This window comes from Octadecabacter ascidiaceicola (genome assembly GCF_900185015.1).
Taxonomy (GTDB): Bacteria; Pseudomonadota; Alphaproteobacteria; order Rhodobacterales; family Rhodobacteraceae; genus Octadecabacter; species Octadecabacter ascidiaceicola.
This window is the reverse complement of the sequence record NZ_FXYD01000002.1, coordinates 453,598-475,177: the sequence shown is the minus strand read 5'-3', so window position 1 is coordinate 475,177 and position 21,580 is coordinate 453,598. Positions and strand designations below refer to the sequence as shown.

26 protein-coding genes and 2 tRNA genes are annotated in these 21,580 nt (G+C 54.6%); 19 read left to right on the top strand and 9 right to left on the bottom strand.

The window, feature by feature from the left end; all coding sequences use genetic code 11:
* Window positions 1-124: 124 nt before the first annotated feature.
* The 7 genes from OCA8868_RS07820 to OCA8868_RS07790 all read left to right on the top strand — a co-directional run bounded on the left by OCA8868_RS07820 (window position 125) and on the right by OCA8868_RS07790 (window position 4,025).
* A complete protein-coding gene (locus tag OCA8868_RS07820; protein WP_093995991.1) occupies window positions 125-505 on the top strand; it encodes a VOC family protein in 381 nt (126 codons plus the stop codon).
* Between the two features lie 72 nt (window positions 506-577).
* Window positions 578-1,135: a DUF2314 domain-containing protein gene (locus tag OCA8868_RS07815; protein WP_093995990.1), complete on the top strand. Its 558-nt coding sequence runs from the start codon at window positions 578-580 to the stop codon at window positions 1,133-1,135.
* 3 nt (window positions 1,136-1,138) lie between these two features.
* On the top strand, window positions 1,139-1,948 hold the full coding sequence (locus OCA8868_RS07810) for a metallophosphoesterase (protein ID WP_093995989.1): 810 nt from the start codon (window positions 1,139-1,141) through the stop codon (window positions 1,946-1,948).
* A 375-nt stretch (window positions 1,949-2,323) separates the two neighbouring features.
* Window positions 2,324-2,944 (top strand): DUF481 domain-containing protein, encoded by a 621-nt coding sequence (locus tag OCA8868_RS07805; protein WP_093995988.1) that lies wholly within the window; start codon window positions 2,324-2,326, stop codon window positions 2,942-2,944.
* A gap of 91 nt (window positions 2,945-3,035) precedes the next feature.
* Window positions 3,036-3,422, top strand: a complete 387-nt coding sequence (locus tag OCA8868_RS07800; RefSeq protein WP_093995987.1) for an MAPEG family protein — start codon at window positions 3,036-3,038, stop codon at window positions 3,420-3,422.
* Between the two features lie 86 nt (window positions 3,423-3,508).
* Window positions 3,509-3,583 (top strand) — tRNA-Gly (locus OCA8868_RS07795).
* A gap of 118 nt (window positions 3,584-3,701) precedes the next feature.
* Window positions 3,702-4,025: a DUF1801 domain-containing protein gene (locus OCA8868_RS07790; protein ID WP_093995986.1), complete on the top strand. Its 324-nt coding sequence runs from the start codon at window positions 3,702-3,704 to the stop codon at window positions 4,023-4,025.
* Here OCA8868_RS07790 and OCA8868_RS07785 read toward each other — a convergent pair.
* On the bottom strand, window positions 4,022-4,609 hold the full coding sequence (locus OCA8868_RS07785; protein WP_093995985.1) for a GNAT family N-acetyltransferase: 588 nt from the start codon (window positions 4,607-4,609) through the stop codon (window positions 4,022-4,024). The two genes, OCA8868_RS07790 and OCA8868_RS07785, sit on opposite strands and share 4 nt — an antisense overlap.
* A gap of 145 nt (window positions 4,610-4,754) precedes the next feature.
* On the opposite strand from OCA8868_RS07785, the gene hisB reads away from it, so the two are divergent.
* Both hisB and hisH read left to right on the top strand, forming a co-directional pair.
* Entirely contained in the window at window positions 4,755-5,342 is a 588-nt protein-coding gene (hisB, locus tag OCA8868_RS07780; RefSeq protein WP_093996205.1) for an imidazoleglycerol-phosphate dehydratase HisB, read from the top strand.
* A 4-nt stretch (window positions 5,343-5,346) separates the two neighbouring features.
* Window positions 5,347-5,985, top strand: a complete 639-nt coding sequence (gene hisH, locus OCA8868_RS07775; protein WP_093995984.1) for an imidazole glycerol phosphate synthase subunit HisH — start codon at window positions 5,347-5,349, stop codon at window positions 5,983-5,985.
* Between the two features lie 81 nt (window positions 5,986-6,066).
* Here the strand turns inward: hisH and OCA8868_RS07770 are convergent, their stop codons facing one another.
* On the bottom strand, window positions 6,067-6,453 hold the full coding sequence (locus OCA8868_RS07770; RefSeq protein WP_093995983.1) for a DUF2147 domain-containing protein: 387 nt from the start codon (window positions 6,451-6,453) through the stop codon (window positions 6,067-6,069).
* 160 nt (window positions 6,454-6,613) lie between these two features.
* On the opposite strand from OCA8868_RS07770, the gene hisA reads away from it, so the two are divergent.
* Window positions 6,614-7,336 (top strand): 1-(5-phosphoribosyl)-5-[(5-phosphoribosylamino)methylideneamino]imidazole-4-carboxamide isomerase, encoded by a 723-nt coding sequence (gene hisA, locus OCA8868_RS07765; protein WP_093995982.1) that lies wholly within the window; start codon window positions 6,614-6,616, stop codon window positions 7,334-7,336.
* Here hisA and OCA8868_RS07760 read toward each other — a convergent pair.
* Complete coding sequence (locus OCA8868_RS07760) at window positions 7,333-8,112, bottom strand: hypothetical protein (RefSeq protein WP_143849567.1); 780 nt, start codon at window positions 8,110-8,112, stop codon at window positions 7,333-7,335. The two genes, hisA and OCA8868_RS07760, sit on opposite strands and share 4 nt — an antisense overlap.
* Before the next feature lie 121 nt (window positions 8,113-8,233).
* On the opposite strand from OCA8868_RS07760, the gene hisF reads away from it, so the two are divergent.
* From hisF to OCA8868_RS07745, 3 genes are read left to right on the top strand one after another with little or no spacing between them, the layout of a single operon-like run.
* Window positions 8,234-8,992: an imidazole glycerol phosphate synthase subunit HisF gene (hisF, locus tag OCA8868_RS07755; RefSeq protein WP_093995980.1), complete on the top strand. Its 759-nt coding sequence runs from the start codon at window positions 8,234-8,236 to the stop codon at window positions 8,990-8,992.
* A gap of 1 nt (window position 8,993) precedes the next feature.
* Entirely contained in the window at window positions 8,994-9,296 is a 303-nt protein-coding gene (locus OCA8868_RS07750) for a phosphoribosyl-ATP diphosphatase (protein ID WP_093995979.1), read from the top strand.
* Entirely contained in the window at window positions 9,293-9,592 is a 300-nt protein-coding gene (locus OCA8868_RS07745; protein WP_093995978.1) for a Dabb family protein, read from the top strand. Before OCA8868_RS07750 ends, OCA8868_RS07745 begins: the two co-directional genes overlap by 4 nt.
* 55 nt (window positions 9,593-9,647) lie before the next feature.
* On the opposite strand, the gene OCA8868_RS07740 is transcribed toward OCA8868_RS07745, so the two are convergent.
* From OCA8868_RS07740 to rlmB, 4 genes are all read right to left on the bottom strand, one after another.
* Window positions 9,648-10,112: a CoA-binding protein gene (locus OCA8868_RS07740; protein WP_093995977.1), complete on the bottom strand. Its 465-nt coding sequence runs from the start codon at window positions 10,110-10,112 to the stop codon at window positions 9,648-9,650.
* Between the two features lie 177 nt (window positions 10,113-10,289).
* Window positions 10,290-10,745 (bottom strand): YHS domain-containing (seleno)protein, encoded by a 456-nt coding sequence (locus OCA8868_RS07735; RefSeq protein ID WP_093995976.1) that lies wholly within the window; start codon window positions 10,743-10,745, stop codon window positions 10,290-10,292.
* 101 nt (window positions 10,746-10,846) lie between these two features.
* Window positions 10,847-11,158 carry a hypothetical protein gene (locus OCA8868_RS07730; protein ID WP_093995975.1) on the bottom strand — a complete coding sequence of 104 codons (312 nt, stop codon included), beginning with the start codon at window positions 11,156-11,158 and terminating at the stop codon, window positions 10,847-10,849.
* Between the two features lie 8 nt (window positions 11,159-11,166).
* A complete protein-coding gene (gene rlmB / locus OCA8868_RS07725) occupies window positions 11,167-11,943 on the bottom strand; it encodes a 23S rRNA (guanosine(2251)-2'-O)-methyltransferase RlmB (protein WP_093995974.1) in 777 nt (258 codons plus the stop codon).
* Between the two features lie 112 nt (window positions 11,944-12,055).
* On the opposite strand from rlmB, the gene OCA8868_RS16650 reads away from it, so the two are divergent.
* The 4 genes from OCA8868_RS16650 to OCA8868_RS07710 all read left to right on the top strand — a co-directional run bounded on the left by OCA8868_RS16650 (window position 12,056) and on the right by OCA8868_RS07710 (window position 17,649).
* A tRNA-Tyr gene (locus tag OCA8868_RS16650) sits at window positions 12,056-12,139 on the top strand.
* A 93-nt stretch (window positions 12,140-12,232) separates the two neighbouring features.
* A complete protein-coding gene (locus tag OCA8868_RS07720; protein WP_093995973.1) occupies window positions 12,233-13,045 on the top strand; it encodes a hypothetical protein in 813 nt (270 codons plus the stop codon).
* A gap of 300 nt (window positions 13,046-13,345) precedes the next feature.
* The gene (locus OCA8868_RS07715; RefSeq protein WP_093995972.1) at window positions 13,346-14,536 is read left to right on the top strand and encodes an efflux RND transporter periplasmic adaptor subunit; all 1,191 of its coding nucleotides are present in this window, start codon (window positions 13,346-13,348) and stop codon (window positions 14,534-14,536) included.
* The gene (locus OCA8868_RS07710; RefSeq protein ID WP_093995971.1) at window positions 14,536-17,649 is read left to right on the top strand and encodes an efflux RND transporter permease subunit; all 3,114 of its coding nucleotides are present in this window, start codon (window positions 14,536-14,538) and stop codon (window positions 17,647-17,649) included. The genes OCA8868_RS07715 and OCA8868_RS07710 overlap by 1 nt, the downstream gene beginning before the upstream one ends.
* Here the strand turns inward: OCA8868_RS07710 and OCA8868_RS07705 are convergent.
* Window positions 17,646-18,182 (bottom strand): hypothetical protein, encoded by a 537-nt coding sequence (locus OCA8868_RS07705; protein WP_093995970.1) that lies wholly within the window; start codon window positions 18,180-18,182, stop codon window positions 17,646-17,648. The two genes, OCA8868_RS07710 and OCA8868_RS07705, sit on opposite strands and share 4 nt — an antisense overlap.
* A gap of 85 nt (window positions 18,183-18,267) precedes the next feature.
* Between OCA8868_RS07705 and OCA8868_RS07700 the strand changes: the two genes are divergently transcribed.
* Together OCA8868_RS07700 and OCA8868_RS07695 are read left to right on the top strand one after the other, a co-directional pair.
* Window positions 18,268-19,308, top strand: a complete 1,041-nt coding sequence (locus tag OCA8868_RS07700; protein WP_093996204.1) for a GT-B fold glycosyltransferase domain-containing protein — start codon at window positions 18,268-18,270, stop codon at window positions 19,306-19,308.
* 162 nt (window positions 19,309-19,470) lie between these two features.
* Window positions 19,471-20,763 (top strand): O-acetylhomoserine aminocarboxypropyltransferase/cysteine synthase family protein, encoded by a 1,293-nt coding sequence (locus OCA8868_RS07695; RefSeq protein ID WP_093995969.1) that lies wholly within the window; start codon window positions 19,471-19,473, stop codon window positions 20,761-20,763.
* Window positions 20,764-20,811: 48 nt separating this feature from the next.
* On the opposite strand, the gene OCA8868_RS07690 is transcribed toward OCA8868_RS07695, so the two are convergent.
* Complete coding sequence (locus OCA8868_RS07690; RefSeq protein WP_093995968.1) at window positions 20,812-21,528, bottom strand: SIMPL domain-containing protein; 717 nt, start codon at window positions 21,526-21,528, stop codon at window positions 20,812-20,814.
* Window positions 21,529-21,580 lie beyond the last annotated feature (52 nt).

Sequence of the window (21,580 nt, the reverse complement as noted above, 5' to 3'; positions counted from 1 at the left end):
TGTCTTAGCTGGCTTTATTCGGAGATATACGGTCCACGCTATCTTCATATTGTATTTGAAGAACAAAAACTGTCGAGCGCGCGAGATAACTTCAAGGAACCATGCACGGAGCGAGTTTGGTAACGTGCAGCGCCTTTCGACCCTCTCCATACTTGTACCATCCTACGAGGCTGGCCTTGCGTTTTTCGTGGACCAGCTGGGGTTTGAGCTTCTGGAAGACACCGATCAAGGCCATAAGCGTTGGGTAAAGGTCGCGCCAAAGGGGGCTGAAACCGCTTTCCTACTGGCCCGCGCTTCAACTCCTGAACAGATCGCTGCGATTGGCAACCAAGGCGGCGGGCGTGTTTGGTTGATCTTGGAGACGGATAACTTCGTCCGCGATCATGCGGCCTATCTCGCGGCGGGCATCACGTTCGAAGAAGACCCGCGCCATGAACCCTACGGTACAGTTGCGGTGTTCAACGACCCTTTCGGCAACCGCTGGGACCTGATCGAATTCACCTAAGGTTGTGATCATCGGTTGCAGCCTCACGTCCTCCCTGCTCTATATCCTCCCAACAATTTGGGGAGAGTATTTATGAGACGTTTGGTTATTGCAGTAGTCGTGCTGGGTGGGTTGTTTCTTTATAATGGGGGTCATCTAGACAGCATTATCGGCAGCGTAGCCCCTGATTATGTTTCCACAGGCAGTGGCGACCCAATAACTGAGTTCGCATCCGATGACGCAACAATGTCTGCAGCTGAAGCCGAAGCACAATCTACGCTTCAGGCGTTTCTACCCCGCGCCTTGGATGCGAATGGCGTGGCCACTGACAATACATTGATCAAAGTTGCGTTTCCAATCGCTGGCCCAAACAACGCCGAAGTGATTTGGGTAGCGGCGTTCCAGCAAACATCCGCGGGCGAATTCAAAGGATTTCTAGCGAACCAACCAAACGGCATGGAAGGTCTTAACGCCGGTGACGAGGTCACGTTCACCACTGACATGGTGCGCGACTGGTCTTACTCCACCGCTGATGGGCAAATGTTTGGCAACTACACAACACGCGTGATGCTGCCCAACTTGGATGAGGAAACAGCGGCAATGCTTGGCCAGATGCTGTCCCCTGATCCCGTGCCTGCCGACTGGAACTAACCCGTGGATAAGATCCTCGTCCTAACTGATTTACATCTTCGCCTTCAGGGCCAAACCATTATTGGGTTGGACCCTATTGCGCGGTTGGGCGAGGCGCTGGATGCTGCACTTGGCGATCATCCTGACGCCAAAGCTTTCATCCTGATGGGGGATTTGACTCATTCAGGATTTAAGGAAGAATACGAACTCCTGCGTGATATGATGCGGAATTGCCCAATTCCCGTGACCTATATGCTTGGCAATCACGACCTGCGCGCGCCGTTTCGGTCCGTCTTTCCCGATGTTCCCGTAACGCCGCAAGGCCACATTCAACACATCATCGACCTGCCGGATCACCGGATCATCACGCTAGACACCCATCAGGCAGACGTGGTTCCGGCCCATTCGGGGTTCCTGTGCGATGATCGCTTGTCTTGGCTGGATGCCGCACTAGCCGGCGCAAATGGACGGATGCCATTGGTGTTCACCCATCATCCACCTCACACGATCGGCCTACCCGGAATGGACGCGATTAAACTAACGAATGGCTCTGATTTGTTGGAACGACTGGCCTGCACCAAAGCACATCTGTTTTGCGGACATGTGCATCGCACGATTTCAGGCCAAGCACAGGGCGTACCCTTCACGATGTTCAAGAGCCCCTGTCATCAAGCACCGCTTGATTTGCATGACGCGGACAGCACATTGTCGAACGCTGAACCAGGCGCTTACGGCCTTTTGCTTTTGGCTAAGGGCGGCGTGACCGCGCATAGTGAAGATGTCGGGCTGAACTTTCCGCCAATGTCGGGGGCGGACGCCCTACCCGACCACTAGCCTAACCCGACGTTAAGCAATTATCGGCCTTTTGTTGCCCATCGAATACCGACCCGTCGGCGGTATATCGTCATGGATTTCTACACGCATTTCTCCCCCCCTAAATCCGCACGCTCAAATCATGAAACTAACAAGTCACCGTGCATATTTTGTGTGCGGATCAATGACTTGAAAGTATGTAACAATGAAAAACACGACCCTCCTTCTTGCAGGCACTGCATTGTCCATGATGGCGACTGGCGCCGTCGCGCAAACCTTCGGCGATAGCGCCGTCGACCCCCGCAATGAGCAGCTCGCAGAGAACATCGCTGATGACTTCAACCGTACGTCGGCGCCTTTGGCAACACAGGCCGCGCATTTGGATTTGAAAGCTCTATGTCGCTTCAGGGGCCCGCTGCATCTGGCAACACAGACACTGCATCCCTCGGTATCGGCGCTGATTTGGGATACTATGACGGCACAAACGGCTACAAACTTCAGCTGGGCTACCAGTACTCCGAAAACGATGGCACAACAGACGAAGACAGCTTGCTGTACGATCTGGAATACACACGAGACTTTAGCGCGTCATATTTCGGATTTGCCACGTTGCAAGGTAACGTAAAAAGCATCCCGTTTGACACATCTGATAACTTCCTTGGTTTCGGTGCAGGGTATCGCATCCACAACACCGCAGACGTCTATTGGGCTGTTCAGGCGGGTGTTGGTTACCGTGTGGCGGACCTGACGTCCGCAAGTGATCTGGATGAGGGTACCTTCACGCTTGGATCCGATTACTCCAACCAGCTGTCTGAAACACTGGATGTCACAATGGACACCGATATCGTTTCCTCCGAAAGCGATACAGTCGTTTACAACGATTTGGGCCTGAACGTCGCCATGACGGAAGTTCTGGCACTGCGCACATCCGTTGTAACGGAATACCACACAGATCCCGACGCAGGTCTGAAAGACACAAACAACACCTACGGCGTCTCGCTCGTCTTTAACTTCTAAGCGGTTCTAAAACGTGTTTGCTGGACGGGGCGGTTGCATCATGCAGCCACCTCTTTCATGTTCGGCGGGGAAACCAGAACTGGAGTCTCCTATGATCACAGGCGTCTATGCCTCCGCCGTCGCCCTTATTTTCTTAACGTTAAGCGTTAGGGTTATTCTGTATCGTCGCAAAAACCAACTTGGGTTGGGGGATCATGGCGACAAAAGCCTGATGAAACGCATGCGCGCACAGGCCAATTGTGCAGAATACGCGCCATTCGGATTGCTTTTGATGGCGCTGGTTGAATTACAAGACGCCGATCCCAGTGCTGTGCACTTAATCGGCGCAACCCTGCTTTTGGGCCGCATCGTTCACGGGTACGGATTTTCCACATCTCCCCCGATTATGCTTATGCGCCAAGCCGGCATGATGCTGACATTCGCGTCATACCTCGTCAGTGTTTATTGCCTTTTGTTCTTTGCATTCATCTGGACATAACCGCATCGAAAAAAAGTAGTCAGATTGGCAACTTTTCCTCTTGCGGGGTTTGGCGAGAGTTTATAGATGCTGCCTCACGAAACGGTGCGGGCGTAGCTCAGGGGTAGAGCATAACCTTGCCAAGGTTAGGGTCGGGCGTTCGAATCGCCTCGCCCGCTCCATTTCGATCCAGTTCACCCAGTTGGAAGCACAGGCCACCCATCGGGTGGCTTTTTGCTTTTCTACAGCAAGCCATTTCCCCTGCGTTGCCTGCTGTGCAGTGCCAGCCTAAGGTAACTTATGGATGAAACAACCAAATCAACAATCATAGAAACCGTCGTCGCCCGCGCCAAAGACCTGCGCCCGGGCATATACATTGGGTCCAAATATGGCGGCACCACCTTTGTGACGGACCCTGCACAACCAGATTCGATAAGTCTGGTCGGAGGCGTCTACGCCTACAAAGACTACGTTTCCGTCGAGTTTTCAAAAGGTGCGGAATTTGACGACCCGAACGGCCTGCTAGAAGGCAAAGGCAAAGCACGACGCCATGTCAAACTGCGTAGCCTTGGGGACCTTGATTTCAAAAACGTTGTCGGTTTCCTAAGCCAAGCGTTCGCTTAGATAATCGGTTCTTGCGGGCTGCTGTCGCGGGGCAGCACGCCGTTCAGACGCGGGTCATCTGCGATTTCGACCTGTCGATTGTAGGCTTCAAACCCGCTCCGCATATAGAATGGCAACGCCTGCGCGCTATCCAACGTGCAGGTATGAACATGAAAGCGGCTGATCGGGTGTTCCCACGCCTTATCAAGCGCATGTTCCATCAGCCAACGCCCCGCCCCTGTGCCAACCATTGCAGCCGTAAGGCCGAAGTAACCAAGTTCACATTCGTCCGGCGCGCGGAAATCAAGTTCCAACATCCCCTCGTCGCGCCCATCAATGCGCACTGAATATATCTGAACGTCCGCGTTATGAATGACATCGGTTAAGGCTGCATCATCCATTCCAAGGCGGGAAAACCACATCCAGTCATTTCCACCAACCCGCGAAAACAGGTCGCGATACCATTCAAGATCCGGCTTTTCATGGAAAACCAATTCAGCATTCACTACAGGCACTTTGCGCGGCGCAGGGCGTTCAAACATCTGCAAATGTGTGACCACCGCGGCAATTTTGCCTTTAGGTACATCCCAATACTCTGACTGCATAACCGCACCTTTCCAATGCTGATGATCCGTCTTTGAGGCACTTGAAACCACACTCCGAGACTGAAAACCACACCCTGTTGAACCATGGTTGCTCGACAGCCCACTGGCGGCCTATAAGGGCGCCAATATCAAGGAAAACAATCCCATGCGCACCAGCACCATTACCCGCAAAACTGCGGAAACAGACATTTCGCTTGAAATTAACCTCGACGGAACAGGCGTTTACGACAATCAGACCGGCGTTGGGTTCTTTGACCACATGCTGGACCAGTTGGCGCGTCACTCTCTGATCGACATGACGATCCGCGCGACGGGTGATCTGCACATTGACGACCATCACACCGTTGAGGACGTAGGCATCGCCCTTGGTCAGGCGCTTGCGGACGCTTTGGGCGACAAGCGCGGCATCAACCGTTACGGCGACTGCCACCTTGCCATGGATGATGCGCAGGTGCGTTGTGCCCTGGACTTGTCTGGCCGTGCCTATCTGATCTGCAATCTTGAGCTTCCTACAGCCAAGATCGGCACGTTTGACACTGAACTGGTGCGCGAATTCTTCCAAGCGCTGTCCAGCGCGGGGGGCATCACGCTGCACATCGACCGTTTGCACGGCTTTAACAGCCACCACATCGTTGAGGCCGCGTTCAAATCCGTGGCCCGTGCGTTGCGCATCGCGGTTGAGACTGATCCGCGCAAGGCGGATGCGATTCCGTCGACCAAAGGCGCACTTTGATCCTATGACCACAGTTCTTATCGATTACGACAGCGGCAACCTGCACTCGGCACAAAAGGCGTTTGAGCGCATGGCGGCCGAGGTTGGCGCTGGCGACGTTATCATCACAGGCGACCCCGATGTTGTCGCCAAAGCGTCCCGCGTGGTTCTGCCCGGTGACGGCGCCTACCCCCATTGCCGCGACGAACTTCACGGTATTTCCGGCCTCGCCGATGCGATCATTGAGTCCGTTGAAGTGCGTGCAGTGCCGTTCATGGGCATTTGCGTCGGCATGCAGCTGCTTGCCCAAAAGGGCTATGAGTACCAAGAGACTGAGGGCTTTGGTTGGATCGACGGCGAAGTCCAAAAGATCACGCCAGCAGACCCAAGCCTGCCGGTTCCGCACATGGGGTGGAACGACCTTGTTATCGACACTGCGCACCCCGTTCTGGACGGAATAAAAACGGGTGACCACGTCTATTTCGTTCACTCATGGCAGATGGTTTTGAACGATCCAACACAGCGCTTGGCCCATTGCGATTACGCAGGCGACGTCACCGCAATCGTCGGGCGTGACAACATCATCGGCGCGCAATTTCACCCCGAAAAAAGTCAAGACGCTGGGCTGCGGATGATTGCAAACTTCTTGCAGTGGGCGCCATAGAAAAAACCGCGCAGGCATTAAGATAAGCGCGGCTTTTATACTTTATATCAAATAGGTATCAACCGAAGCTAAAGTGATACTTCAATTGCGTGTCCACGTACCACCGTCGCGGCAGATGCCCAAAACACACCCTGAAACGGACAACGAATTACCGTTCAGCTGCAGGCGTGAATTGTAGGTTTTGTCGCGATCTGGTGAGTACACCTGACCACGATATTCGCCGCCGCCACTTGGTGTAGTGTCAAAGATAATCTGTCGACCAATGTTTGCGGAATCCATCGACGCGCCTGAGCTATCAAACGCTTGAATAAGTGTTCCACAAAGCGCGGTACCACAGGGTGCAACCTGCACGATCCCTGAGTTTCCGTTGTCATCTGATGGCGTGCGCCAGTTGCCTTCAAGCGGGTCAGCAGCAGCCGCGCCAGCGAAGCCGACAACAGCCGCAAGTGTAAGTGCAAAAGTCTTCATTTTCGTATCTCCTCCCTGAGATTGAGCAAATCTTGCCCGCGAACTGCGATTCCACGCAAGCGTAACGTAGGGTCGCGCCGGTCCCTCCCGTTGAACGCCCCACGTTGCATCCCCCGCCTGCCCGTGCATAAACGCGCCAAACGTAAACACAGGTGCCGCCATGATCCTTTACCCAGCAATCGACCTTAAAGACGGACAAGCCGTACGGCTGGTGCATGGCGACATGGAGCAAACCACCGTCTTCAACGACGACCCCGCCGCGCAAGCCCGTGAATTCGTCGAGGCCGGCTGTGAATGGTTGCATCTGGTCGACCTGAACGGTGCCTTTGCAGGCGAACCTGTGAACGCCGCCCCCGTTGAGGCGATCCTGAAAGCTTGCCCCGTCCCCGCACAACTAGGCGGTGGTATTCGCGATTTGAAAACAATCGAAACTTGGATCGACAAGGGCCTCGCCCGTGTGATCCTTGGCACAGTGGCCGTCGAAAACCCCGATCTAGTGCGAGAAGCCGCCAAAGAATTCCCCGGTCATGTCGCCGTGGGCCTTGATGCGCGTAACGGGTTTGTGGCCACGAAAGGCTGGGCGACGGAAACGGACATCCAAGTGACCGACCTCGCCAAATCCTTTGAGGACGCGGGCATTTCCGCGATCATTTATACCGACATCCTGCGTGACGGTGCGATGAAGGGCCCTAACATTGACGCAACCGAGGCCTTGGCCCGTGCGGTCGATATTCCGGTCATCGCATCTGGCGGCGTGTCGTCTATGGCGGATCTTGAAGCGCTGAAAGCCACTGGCGTGATCTCCGGCGCGATTTCCGGCCGTGCGCTTTATGATGGCGCGATTGATCTGGGTTTAGCACTAACGACGCTGGCAAGCGATTAATCCGTTCGCTGCAAAACTATTTCGGTCAGGCCAACTGCCCCAAGCGGACAAACGGTTCCGAACCCAAATTGAAGAAGCTCACGTTGCTCATTGAGTCGTTGAATCATCGATTCACTTATAGAAATCAGTGCCCTATCTGAAGCCACGATCTCTCTTTTGGCATTTGCGATAGAAACCTCAAATTCGTAGTCTCCGACCGTAAGGCTGAAGTTTTCGTCAAAGAACGCTTCGAGATCGCGGGCTAGAGCAACGTTCAAAACGGGTCGCCTCTCAAACCACTGTCGCTTGCAGTCGACTCCACCCAGTCTTTGTATGTCTGCTCCAGCGCGCGCGCGAAGCTCAGCATGACGATCGATCACTTCTAAATCCGTCGAATAGGTTTCAGAAAGACAGTTAACCGGATTCATAAACTCCTCGGAGATGTTGAGTGAAACAGCGCCGATAACCTGTTTTCCGAGGTAGTTTCCGGTACCATCCGGCAAATTGAACGTCGCTGCCCGCATTTCTTGTACTTGTTCATCTCGGGTAAGGCTGCATTTGATCTCAGCCACGCTACCGGGCGCATTTCCGTCATTCACAATGGCAAGGAACGGCGTGAGTTCAACAATGCCTAGGTTAGTTGTTGCCGTCATCGCGACCGGTAGAATGACTTCTAGTTTTGGCCCTGAAAACAGATCAGACAAAGGTTGATAAAGTGATACGGAAAAAGCTGCCACCGATACGATAACAGCCAAATATTCCGCTGCGAAGATTTTTTTCCTGAACGTTTTGATCACTGCTGGCCTTACAAAAAACAACCCCAAGCTGAACTAAAGTGCAATCCGGCTCGTACTGCAAGCAAAGTGCAACTTTGGTAGACGCATTGCGCAGGCGCTTTTCGCCAGCTAAACCACGCCCATGTTAAAAACACGCATCATCCCCTGCCTAGATGTCGCCAACGGGCGCGTCGTCAAAGGCGTGAACTTCGTTGATATCGTTGACGCAGGCGACCCTGTGGAATCCGCCATTCGTTACAATGACATGGGCGCGGATGAGCTGTGCTTTCTTGATATCATGGCCACGGAAGAAAACCGCGGAACCATGTACGACCTCGCGACCCGTACTGCAGAGGCCTGCTTCATGCCACTCACTATTGGTGGCGGAGTGCGCACCCATGTTGACGTGCGCAACCTGCTGCTCGCGGGTGCGGACAAGGTCAGCTTTAATTCTGCCGCTGTGGCCAACCCTGATGTACTAACCGAAGCCGCCCTGCGCTTTGGTTCGCAGTGTATCGTCTGCGCGATTGACGCCAAAACCGTCGCACCGGGACGTTGGGAAATCTTCACCCATGGTGGGCGGCGCGCCACCGGCATTGATGCCGTCGAGTTCGCCCTGACCGCACAGGCCAAAGGCGCTGGAGAAATCCTTCTGACCTCGATGGATCGGGACGGCACAAAGGCAGGTTTCAACCTGCCCCTAACAAAAGCCATCACCGATGCGGTCTCCATTCCAGTGATTGCCTCTGGCGGTGTTGGCACGCTTGACCACCTCGTGGATGGTGTCACCAAAGGCGGCGCTTCTGCCGTCCTCGCGGCCTCGATCTTCCACTTTGGCACCTACACAATCCCACAAGCCAAGGCACATATGGATGCCGCTGGCGTCCCTGTAAGGCTCTGATATGTCGATAAAAGACCTCGCGAAAACCATTGCAGACCGCGCCGGTACTGATCCCAGCGAAAGCTGGACAGCGAAATTGCTGGCCGATCCGGACAAGGCTGCGGAAAAGTTCGGCGAAGAAGCCGTGGAAGCCATTATTGAGGCCACAAAAGGCGACAAAACCCGCCTTACCTCGGAGGCGGCCGACGTCATGTACCACCTTTTGGTCATGTGCGCGGCACATGGCGTCACGCTGGCTGACATCGAAGCCGAACTCGCCAATCGCACCCATCAAAGCGGCCTTGCCGAGAAAGCCAGCAGATGATCCGCCACATTGCCTTCTTTTCCGCAATCGATCCAAGCGATCTGGATGAAATCGAAGCCGGTCTTTGGATCCTGAAGGACAACCCACATGCCGAAACCTTCAACGTCTCGCGCAACTTGAACCTTGATGAAATCCCGGGTCCGCACCCCGATTTCGTCGTCACTGCCGAAATCAAAGACGAAACGGCCCTCGCCGCCTACAAAGCCCACCCGCTTTACGCCGAATCCATCCGCCGCGTGCGCCCTTTGCGCGATATCCGCGTCGCGGCCGACCTTCTGATCGAAGACCCTGCTTAACTTTGCCTTTGTTTTAAAAATATCCCGGGGTTCGGGGCAGCGCCCCGATCCGACGTTACAGCTTTGACGAAATCACGCCCGTAGCGAACCCGCCCATCCGCAATTCCCCAAACAGACGCTGATACTCAATCTTCGGGCAGCGGTTTTCAATTACCGTCACACCCCGCGCCTGCGCCACTGCGGCTGCTTCACTATGTTCAACGCCGAGCTGCATCCAGATCGTCAGCAACTTGGGCCAACGGGCCAGTGCCTCATCTACAATCGCAGGAACGGCGTCTGAACGGCGGAAAATATCAACCATATCAACATCAAACGGGATATCCGCCAGCGTCGCGTAGACCGTTTCCCCCAACAGCTCTTGCCCCGCAAGCCCGGGGTTCACGGGCACAATCTTGTACCCTTTCAGCTTAAGGTAACGGGCGACAAAGAAGCTCGGACGCACTTGATTGGCGGACACACCAACAATCGCCACCACCTTGGCGCGTTTTAACACATCTTTGAGCATCTGATCACTGTACATACAGCCTCCCTACCCGATCATTTCACCATAAAAAAGGCGCCCGGACAAAACCGGGCGCTAAGTTCGGAACGAGGGACAGTGAGTTTGCGCAAGGGGGTTCCAACCCTTGCTCACATCTTAGAAATAGGCACGAAGGTACGTATTTTAAGGGGGATCAGGAAAACGTGATCATTCAGATCAACCCAAAATCGCGGGCCATTGGACATCTGCCAAGGCGATATTTCCTGGAATATCTTCCGACCACACCTGACGCACATTCACGGAATAATTCAGGTAAAGCTTGTCGTCATGAATGGTCCAGGCCTCAGGCACCGTGCTCGCCAGCGAGCCCTTGGAAAGGGCGAAGGCACAATAGCCGCCATATTGCGGCGCATAGGCCGTCGGGTTGGCCATAAACATTTCCATGTTCTCGGCACTGGCGAAATGCCACGTGGTGCCTTCCCACATCAGCGCATGCCCAGCGCTGCCGATTACGGGTGCCGCTTCGGTGAAATAAGCAACAGGGTCCGCTCCACGAATAGCAACGCCGTCCTCAGAAAAGACATAGGGTTCAGCGGCCATGGCCGGGCGTGTGAAGAATGCGGCAGCTGGGGCAGCAGCGGCAGCGCTAAGTAACATGCGGCGTGTCAGCATCGGGGACTCCAAAAGTTCAATTGCGTTGAACCTTATCTGGCGTATTCGACTGCTAAAAAATACCCGCCTCGCCTATCTGTGACAGCGCGTGCGCAAATGTTTCAATCGAAGACATCTTCGATTTCGTCCCAAATCTCTTCAACAAGATGCCGCAGTAACCCTTTACGTTTCTTGTATTTTTTCACCTTCCGCGGCCTCGGGTGTGGCTGCTTGGGGTGGGTCGGTTTGGGTGTCGGGCGGGCGGGCGTCGCGGAACGCGCGGTGCCCTGCACGACAGCAATCGGTAACATTTTGAGGTCATGCAGCGGCGCGCCGCAGTTTGAACAGTTCAACTCATGGCGCTCAGATCCGGCCAGAACCAGCACCGCGCGGGTGCCACAATAGCAACAGGTCGCGATCTTACGGGCAGGCATCTTGGCTCCTAGGTCGCGCGACTTGCATAAAGCGCCACCGCCGCCGCGTTTGAGACGTTCAGTGAACCAAATTCACCCGCGAAGTCGATCTTCACCAGTGCATCGCAGGTTTCTTTGGTCTTTTCGCGCAAGCCTGGCCCCTCGGCCCCCAAAACCAGTGCAATTGCGCGGTCGCGCTTGCCCTCTACGACTTGTTCAATGGTCTGCTCAGCTTCACCGTCCAGCCCAAGCACCAGATACCCCATCCCTTGCAGCTCTACGATTGCATCGGCCAAGTTGCGGACCCGCAAATATGGCTGGCGCTCCATTGCACCGCTTGCGGTTTTCGCCAAAGCGCCCGTTTCTGGGGCGGCGTGACGGCTCATCGCGACAACGGCCTGTGCGCCGAATACTTCCGCCGAGCGAAGAATCGCCCCAACGTTATGTGGGTCCGTAACGCGATCCAGAAGCACAACACGCGGCGGATTCGTTCCATCCCCCATGCAGCGGTCCTCAATCTTCCCCCAATCCAGCGGTTTCACCTCAAGGGCGGCCCCTTGATGGACAGATTGCGGGTCGATGGGCGCTGCAAAACGGCGCGGATCGCTCATTTCAGGCTCAGGGCCGTGCTGAACAGCATCACCAAGACGATCAAAGGCGTTTTTAGTCACCACAAAGCGCAATTTTTCACGCGCAGGATTCAAAAGCGCGTCTCGAACAGCATGGATACCAAACAGCCAAACCGTTTCATTGGCAGCAATGCGTTTGTTGCGTTCTTTTTCAACAACCCAAGTCGGTTTTTTCATGGTCTTTTCCTTTGTCCTTGCCCCCTCATGCGCGGCTTATGCAAAAACCGCAAGGTGCAGCGCAGAATTGAGGTTGACGCCCCAAGGGCGCAAAGCTATTCACGCCGCCAGTGGGCGTCAGGCCGCAAGGTGTGGCAGGAGACTGTAACTCTCTCGCGGAAACGCACGCCTGGTTCGATTCCAGGGTCGCCCACCATTATACCCAAATAGCTGTTTTTATTGAGCCTGTGGTGCTATGATGCACCCTATATAGCCCATTTTCGATACAAACAGCGCAACTTTCGATACAATGAGTGATGAAGAGAAGATCCCATACCTGAAGATTGACCGAGGTCGGTACTTCTACCAGCGGCGTGTTCCAAAGCGTTTACAAGCTCACTTAGGTGTTAAACGTTGGCAGTTACCTTGCGGTGATGTGAGTTATTCGAAAGCTGTTCAGTTGGTCGTGACTTGGGCTGAGGAACACGACGCTCTTATCGCCGAGATGCGAGACCCAGACAAACTGCGGACCGCTGGAGTGGCTGCGGCCAAAGCAACCAAGTTAAGAAAAGATGCAGCCTATTCCGATCTGGGACTTCCCAAGTTTTACGAGATGACAACGCGGCTTGCAGGCGAAAAACAGTTTTATCCGCGAGAAACCCTTCCCCGCCCCTGGCAAGCCGCCGCGAAGTTGCTTCAGGAAGCGGAGGCAGACTTCTCTGGCAATATATCTCTAGACGTCGTCAAGCGTCAAATTGCTATCCGCCTACGCGATGCATCCAATGGCGAGCGACCCAAAAGGGCACTTTCATTGCCTGGGCTGCCAGGTCTTCGCGAATACATCAACACACTCGATCTGGAAGCCGTAAAAAGCGCAAAGATAGAGATCAGAAGGGATGCTTTACCGATGGAGCCTGAACTCTATTTGGTAAGGCTAGTTGATGCCTATGTACTGGGATTTGACCCAGAGATCGAAGCTCCTTCTGATCCAGACGACAAGGACGAATTCGATTTCATCAAAAAGAAGCTGGAACGCAAGATATCAGAACTCTCACCGGACCCGAATAGCTACACTGTTTTCGATACAATTCGGACACTTATCGATACAATGGCAGGTTATTGAGATTCACAAAAAACAGATATTACCTTACAAATAAGGATAAAATTTCGAACTTAGCCCAAATGGAGAATTCGATTCCAGGGTCGCCCACCACTTACTCCTTTTTTCACAAACGGCCATTCCACTGGCTTTCCAACTGTAATTGTAAAAAGAACTGCACCCCTCCTGTTTAATTCCGCAAAACTTAACCTATTTCAGACTGGAAAGTGCCTTTCATAGGGCCCTATTATTTTTTGTCGCCTTTGTGCAGTGAAAACTGAACAATGGCCCCTTCTTCAGCTGCAGTTCCAAAGGACTGACCCAATGACCAGTACGCCTAAAAAAGCCACCAAGCTTAAAGTAGATACAAAAACTGACGAAAGTGCGGTGCTACCAGAAGCTGACACGCCAACGCCAGAGAGTCAGCGATTAACCTTTGCGTCAGACAAGGGCGCATCGCGAGCGACATGGATCGCCGCGGTTTTGGTTCTGATCATCGTTGGTTGGCTGGGTAGCGGGTTTATCTTCCCGTCCGAAGGCGAAGACGCGCCTGTCGCACGCGAAGCCCCAAAACCTATTGCCGTCGCGATTGAGACATCAACCGCTGAAGTCGTCACCCAGTATTATCAGGCCGAAGGCCAAGCCCTACCCGATCGCGACACCATGATGCGGGCCGAAACGTCTGGCGACATTGCCGAGGTCTTGGTGCGCAAAGGACAAGATGTGTCCGCTGGCGATGTCATCGCGCGGTTTGATCCGACCAGCAATGAGGCCGATGCCAACCGCGCGGCCGAAGACCTCGCCAGCGCGGAACGTGAGCTTCAGAACGCACAACAATTACTTGAGCGTGGCGTAGCGACGACAGATCGCGTGGTGGAAGCCCGTGCGAGCCTTGCTGCGGTGCAGGCACAAATGACCGCCGTACAACAGGCCGCTGATGCACTGACGATCACTGCACCCTTTGGTGGGCGCATTGAAACGCTCGACTTAGATGAGGGTGAATTTGTCTCTGCTGGAACGGAAGTGGGTCGTCTGGTGGATATTACGCCGCTTACAATCGCCATTCAGGTCCCCCAACAGTCCTTGACCCGCCTAGCTGTCGGCCAACCCGCGACAGTGCGCTTCATCACGGGCGAAGAGAAAACAGGCGTCGTCACATTCGTCGGGACCTCTGCGGCGGCTGAAACGCGTACGTTTTTAGCTGAAGTCGAAGTCGACAATGAGGACGGCGCCATTCCTGCTGGCATTTCCGCAGAGGTCATCATCCCGACTGGTGAAGTGACAGCGCATTTCCTGTCTCCGTCCATTGTTTCGCTGAACACCGAAGGCGATCTTGGGGTTAAGACCGTGAACGGAGACAACGTCGTAGAGTTCTATGCGATTCAGGTTGTTAAGGCACAGATCGACGGTATCTGGGTCATCGGGCTACCAGAAAGTGTGGACATCATCACAGTAGGCCAAGGTTTTGTTAATGCAACAGAAACCGTTGCGCCCAGCACAGGGGATGCAAGTTAATGTACACGCTCATTGACGCCGCCTTCTCGCGCTCACGCGTTGTTGTTATGGCGCTCCTGATGATCCTTGCGGTGGGGGCCTACGCCTATGTTTCCATCCCAAAGGAGGCAAATCCGGAAATCCCGCTACCATTTTTCTATGTCTCAACAGGTCTAGACGGCATCAGCCCGACGGACGCTGAACGGCTGTTGCTTGAACCGATGGAGACAGAATTTGCCTCCATTGAGGGTCTTCAAAGCATGAATTCCGATGCAACCGAAGGATTCGCCAGTATTCAGCTGGAATTCAGCGCAGGCGGCGACACGGCCGAGGCGCTTGATAAAGTCCGCGAAGCGGCTGATCGTGCACAAAGTGACCTACCAACCGATGCGCGTGACATCACAATTACCGAAATCAACACCGCCCTCTTCCCGATCATCACTGCAATTCTGTCTGGCCCCGTCCCTGAACGCACTCTGAACAATCTGGCTGAAACGCTTCAGGAAGAAATCGATGGATTGCCAGGCGTCCTGGAAGTCAGCATCGGAGGGCAGCGGTTCGAGTTCCTTGAGGTGCTGATCGACCCCACAGTGTTTCAAACCTATAACCTGTCATTCGACGAACTCATCGGCCAAATCCAACGCAACAACATGCTGATCGCTGCTGGCGCGATTGAAACTGGGTCCGGGCGCATTGTGCTTAAGGTTCCGGGGCTGATCGAGGATCTCGAGGACGTCATGGCAATGCCGGTAAAGGTCCGCGGAAACGCAGTTGTGACGTTCGGCGATGTCGCCACCATCCGGCGCACTTTTGAAGACCCGAGTTCCTTTGCACGCATCAATGGCCAGCCTGCTTTGGCGTTGGAGGTCACAAAGCGATCCGGTGCAAACATCATTGAAACCGTCGCCGCTATCAAATCCGTGGTAGCTGAACTTCAAGCGGATTGGCCGGAAAGTATCGAAGTTACATTCCTTCAGGACGAATCTAAAACCGTCGAAGACCTGCTAAGCGACCTTGAGGCCAATGTTATCGCTGCGGTGATCCTTGTGATGATCGTGATCGTATTCGCCCTTGGGACGCGGTCGGCGATCCTTGTTGGGCTTTCTATTCCGGGCGCGTTTTTTGCAGGTGTCGTCGCGCTTTGGGCTTTGGATTATTCAATGAACATCATCGTGCTGTTCGCGCTTATCCTCGTGGTTGGCATGCTGGTTGACGGTGCGATTGTGACCACCGAATTGGCGGACAGAAAGCTGCAAGAAGGCGCGGAACCGAAAGAGGCCTATTCTTTTGCTGCCAAACGCATGGCGTGGCCCATTATCGCGTCAACCGCAACGACCCTATCGGTGTTTTTCCCGCTACTGTTCTGGTCCGGCATGGTTGGGGAATTCATGAAATACCTCCCCATTACCGTGATCTTCACGCTCTCAGCGTCATTGTTTATGGCCCTAATTTTCATCCCAGTGGTCGGCGGCTTGATCGGGAAACGCCAAGCACAATCCGCCAACGCCAAGGCCGCGCTGCATGCGGCTGAAGTTGGTGATCCTCGTGATATCGGCGGGTTTACAGGGGCGTACGTTCGCGTGCTTCATTGGGCTATCATGCGCCCTGCCGCGACCCTGCTGCTTGCCATTGGGTTGCTACTTGGTGGGTTCAGCCTTTATGTGCAATTTGGCAAAGGTATGACCTTTTTTCCCGATATTGAACCTGATTTCATGCAAGTCCAAGTGCGTGCGCGTGACAACTTTTCAATCTTCGAACGCGACGCATTGGTACGCGCCGTCGAAGACCGCCTTCTGGGGTATGATGAAATCAAGAGCATCTACGCCCGCTCCGCCATGAGTGCAGGACAAGGCGACGAAGAAACCATCGGCACGCTGCAATTGGAATTGATGCCGTGGGACACGCGGCGCACTGCCGCTGAGATTGGCGTTGATATCCGCGAAAGCGTTTCAGACATCGCAGGCATCGACGTTCAGGTCCAAACCGAGGACGGCGGCCCGTCAGCGGGCAAGCCCGTGAACCTGCAAATTACTGCGCAAAACCCTGATGTGCAAAATGACACCGTGCAACAGGTACGCGATATCATGGACGCGATGGGTGGCTTTACGGACGTCACCGACACGCGCCCAGTCCCCGGCGTCGAAGTTTCGATCCTTGTGAACCGCGCAGAAGCGGCGCGGTTTGGGGCTGATGTTAGCTTGCTCGGGCAAGCGGTGCAGTTGCTGACCCAAGGGATCACGGTTGCCGACTATCGCCCCGGTGATATTGACGGGTCCTTGGACATTCGCGTGCGCTTCCCCCGTGAAGAACGTTCGCTTGCTGAGCTGAGCAGCCTGCGCGTGCCGACAACGTCCGGCCTTGTGCCGATCTCCAACTTCGTGACCTTCGAACCAACTGACCGCACCGGCGTTATCCGGCGTATTGATGAAAAGCGCGTTGCAACGATTGAGGCAAATGTCGCCCCCGGTGTTTTAGTCAACGATCAGGTTGTCGCACTGACTGCCGCACTGAATGCGGCTGAGCTGCCTGATGGCGTCGACTTTAGCTTTGGTGGCGAAGCCGAAGACCAAGAGGAAAGCATGACCTTCCTCATTGGCGCGTTCATCACCGCGATCTTTTTGATGTTCGTGATTCTCGTGATCCAGTTCAACAACTTCTACCAAGCCGTCATCGTCATGAGCGCAATTGTCTTTTCGATTGCCGGCGTGCTGCTTGGCCTTCTCGTGACGGGCCGCCCCTTTGGCGTGGTCATGGGCGGGATCGGCGTCATCGCGTTGGCGGGGATCGTTGTAAACAACAATATCGTGCTGATAGACACGTTCAACGACCTAAAGAAGGCGGGCCAGTCCCCTCTGGAAGCTGCATTGAGAACCGGGGCGCAGCGTTTGCGCCCCGTAATCCTGACGTCGGTAACGACAGCGCTTGGCTTGATGCCAATGGTGATCGGCCTCAATCTCAACTTCTTCACGCGCGAGATCGTTTACGGCGCACCGTCTACACAGTGGTGGACTGAACTGTCCTCTGCCATCGCGGGTGGCTTAGTGATCGCGACGATCCTGACGCTGGTTGTCACGCCAGCCATGTTGATGCTTGGCGAAAGGCGACGTCACGAACCAGCAGCAGGTGTCAGCTAGGGAATACGAACCTCGTTTCGCTCAAACTGGCCGAAGTCTTCTGTGCCATCGTCATAAACGATTTCAACGTAGACACTTTCGATCGAGCCGAGCGGGTAAGTCACGTATGGAAGATAGTTTTCGACATCTACCATGACGTTAGGCTGGGCGAATTCTTCGTTGCAGGGTTCCATTGGCACCACGATGTCCGCCGATTCACCGTTGATGCCATAGCGGATATCCCAAAGCCCGCAACGCCATGCCATGAGGTGCGAAAAGTACAATAGGTCCTGCCCTTCGTATTCGCGAACACCCACCCAGCTGTTCTTCGTCATCCCTAGGATCGGGCGAATTTCAATTGCCGTGGTATACTTCCCCGTTGGAATTTGTGGTTCCGGTTCGCGCGCGGCACTCAGATCATCGCCAGACCCTTGGTCAATGGGCAGTAATACCTCAGCCACAACCTCAGGTGTTTCGACTTCGTCGAAATCGTCCTGTGGGGGCGTAATCCCAATACCTACGCCAATAATAAGCGGTAGAAATAAATCAATCATCTTGGTCTCCTATGCGGCAAACGGGCCTTCCCTTGCGCCCCGCTGCGCCCCTATAGTGGCAACATCGAGCAAGCAGGCAAGCAAAATGGCGAAAAAGACCACTCCTAAAAAGACATCGAAAAAGGCAAAGGCGCCTACGGCGATGTCCTCCGACTTTGATATTGTCATCGTCGGTCAAGCAGGCCGACTGCAGTACGAAGCCCTACTTTTGGCCGCATCTTTGCAAACGAATGCGCCTGATTTCGCCGGAACCCTGTATATCGCCGAGCCACAAAAAAGCAGCCTTTGGCCCAAAGACCCTACCATGCCGGGCGACATAAAGACGGCGCTGGAGGAACTTGGCGCGGTGATCTTGCCGTTTGAAAATCAAGCCTTCGGCGCTGACTACCCCTATGGTAATAAGATCGAAGCGCTTTGCGCGATGCCCACTGGTCGCAACTTCCTGTTCTTGGACACCGACACACTGATCGTTGGCGATATTGCAACGCTTGAGACGGACTTCACCAAACCAAGCGCATCCATGCGCCGCACCGGTACATGGCCCGAAGAAGAGCTATACTGGCCCGGATATTCCGCGACATGGAAGTCACTTTATGACCGCTTCGGTCTGGATTTTGACAGCACCTTGGACACCGACCAGCCTGACGAATACTGGCAACGCTACCTCTACTTCAACGCGGGTTGGATAACAGGCCATGACGCGCCTGCGTTTGGTGAGCGCTGGAAAGAATGGGCGCTGGATGTGCGCGATAATCGGCCCGATGAATTGGTTCTGCAATCGCTTGATCCGTGGTTAGACCAAGTGACATTGCCGCTGGTGATTCACAGCTTTGGCGGCGGACGGCCCGGCGACGACCTAGCCGGTTTAGACGGCGACCTGACCTGCCACTACCGCATGTTGCCCCTGCTTTACGCGCGTGAAAGCGATGCTGTTGTTGCGGCGTTGGAAGCTGTCACCGCGCCTAACAAGATCAAAAAGCTGCTCAAACAATACGACCCATTCAAGCGGATGATTTACCAAAAACGCGGCGACAAAGTACGCGCCTTGTTTGACCAAAACGACATGCCCCCGCGTGAGCGTCAGGTCCGAAACACGATCAAACGGGAAGGGTTCTGGATGCGCTAGGCATTTAGCGCAAGAATCCTGTCCCGCTTTTTTTCTGATTCCGAGAACGGGTGTCGTTTCGGGTGCACCCAAACGCGAACGCCGTTCCAAAACGTCCAATTACATTGAGGTTGTCGCGCTTTACACTTAACGTCGCGCCAACTTTACCTTTGGAGAGACCACATGTCCGACACCCCATCCTACGGCTTTGATACGCTGCAAATCCATGCAGGCGCACGTCCAGACCCTGCAACTGGCGCTCGCAATACGCCGATTTACCAGTCAACAGCCTATGTGTTTCGCGATGCAGACCACGCTGCAGCTTTGTTTAACTTGCAAGAAGTTGGCTACATCTATTCCCGTCTGACGAACCCAACGGTTGCAGTTCTACAAGAACGCATCGCAACCCTCGAAGGCGGTGCTGGCGCGGTTTGCTGTTCTTCCGGTCACGCGGCGCAGATCATGGCGCTGTTCCCGATCATGTCGCCGGGCAAGAATGTTGTCGTTTCTACACGTCTTTACGGTGGGTCCATCACGCAGTTTTCCCAGACAATCAAACGGTTTGGTTGGGAAGCTAAATTTGTAGACATGGACGATACCGCAGCTGTGAAAGCCGCCATTGACGACAACACCCGCGCGATATTTGGCGAAGCCATCGCAAACCCGGGTGGCTATATCATGGACGTCCGCGCGATTGCCGATATTGCGGATGCTGCCGGCATTCCGCTGATCATCGACAACACCACAGCCACGCCGTACCTGTGCCGCCCGATTGAACTGGGTGCGACGCTTGTTGTGCATTCCACCACCAAATACCTGACAGGCAACGGGTCTGTGACAGGTGGTTGTGTTGTGGATAGCGGTAAATTTGATTGGGCTGCATCCGACAAGTTCCCATCCCTTAGTGAGCCAGAGCCAGCATATCACGGCATGAAGTTCGCCGAGACGTTCGGCCCATTGGCCTATACGTTCCACGGCATCGCCATCGGCCTGCGTGATCTTGGCATGACAATGAACCCACAGGCGGCGCACTACACGCTTATGGGCGTTGAAACCCTGTCCTTGCGCATGGATCGCCACGTTGAAAACGCAACCAAGCTGGCCAAATGGCTAGAGGCTGACGCGCGCGTTGATTACGTCACCTATGCTGGTTTGGAATCGTCACCGTATTTCCACCGCGTGAAAGATGTTTGCCCACGTGGGGCATCTGCACTGTTCACATTCGCGGTCAAAGGCGGGTACGATTCTTGCGTTAAACTTGTGGATTCATTGGAAATCTTCAGCCATGTAGCGAACTTGGGTGATACGCGTTCGCTTATCATTCACCCAGCATCCACGACGCACCGCCAGCTGACCGCGGAACAGCAAGAGGCCGCATCCGCCGGACCTGGCGTTGTGCGTGTTTCTATCGGTCTTGAAGACGTAAACGACTTGATCGCGGATCTGGATCAGGCGCTAGCGAAAGCAAGCGCTTAATCGGTTTAAAAACGGGGTGCCGCATATTGCGGCACCCCGATGCAATTCTTAGTCAGCGATTGCATAAACCATCGTGACCGATGAATTCAGTTCGATCTTACCGGGTGACACCGGCACATCGTATTGCGGTGAAGACGCAGCAAGCTCCATCTGGCGCGTTTCGGCCTGAACTGGGCGATACCCGCCACCACCAGTTTCACTCAGCATAGTAAGCTCGCCAACAGTGACGTCTGCCGCTTGTGCATAAAGCTCAGCCAACCGTACGCCTTCTGCAACCGCACGGCGGCGCGCTTCATCAGTCGCTTCCGTTGGATCTTGAAGTCCGAAACGCACGCCATCCAAGCGATTAGCGCCATCGCCTACAACGGCGGCCAACAGGCTGCCCAAACGGTCCAGGTCATTCACCTGCACTTCGACGGAATTGATCGCCTGATATCCGGTAATCTGTGTCCCCGAACTTAACACGCTTTGGCTGTAGCGCGGGTTTAAACGGATCGCGCCACTGCGAATGTCTTCGTCCAGCACCCCTTCCCCGTCCAGAGAGGCTAAAATTGCGGCCGTCGCAACGCTGGCTTCATCAAGCGCTGTTGCTGCGACCTCCGCTTCGGTTTGTACACCGATGATAACGGTCGCCATATCCGGCTCAACACTGACTTCACCGCGCCCCGTGACAGTAATTGTGCGCTCTTGCGCAGCGACGGGTGCTGACAGGGCGGCGACCGCAAGGGTACCGGTCAAAAGGCTAAGGGCAATGTACGAACGCATGAGTAACTCCATTATTGATGCTTCATCATATCTGACGTGGCTCGCTTCGCCA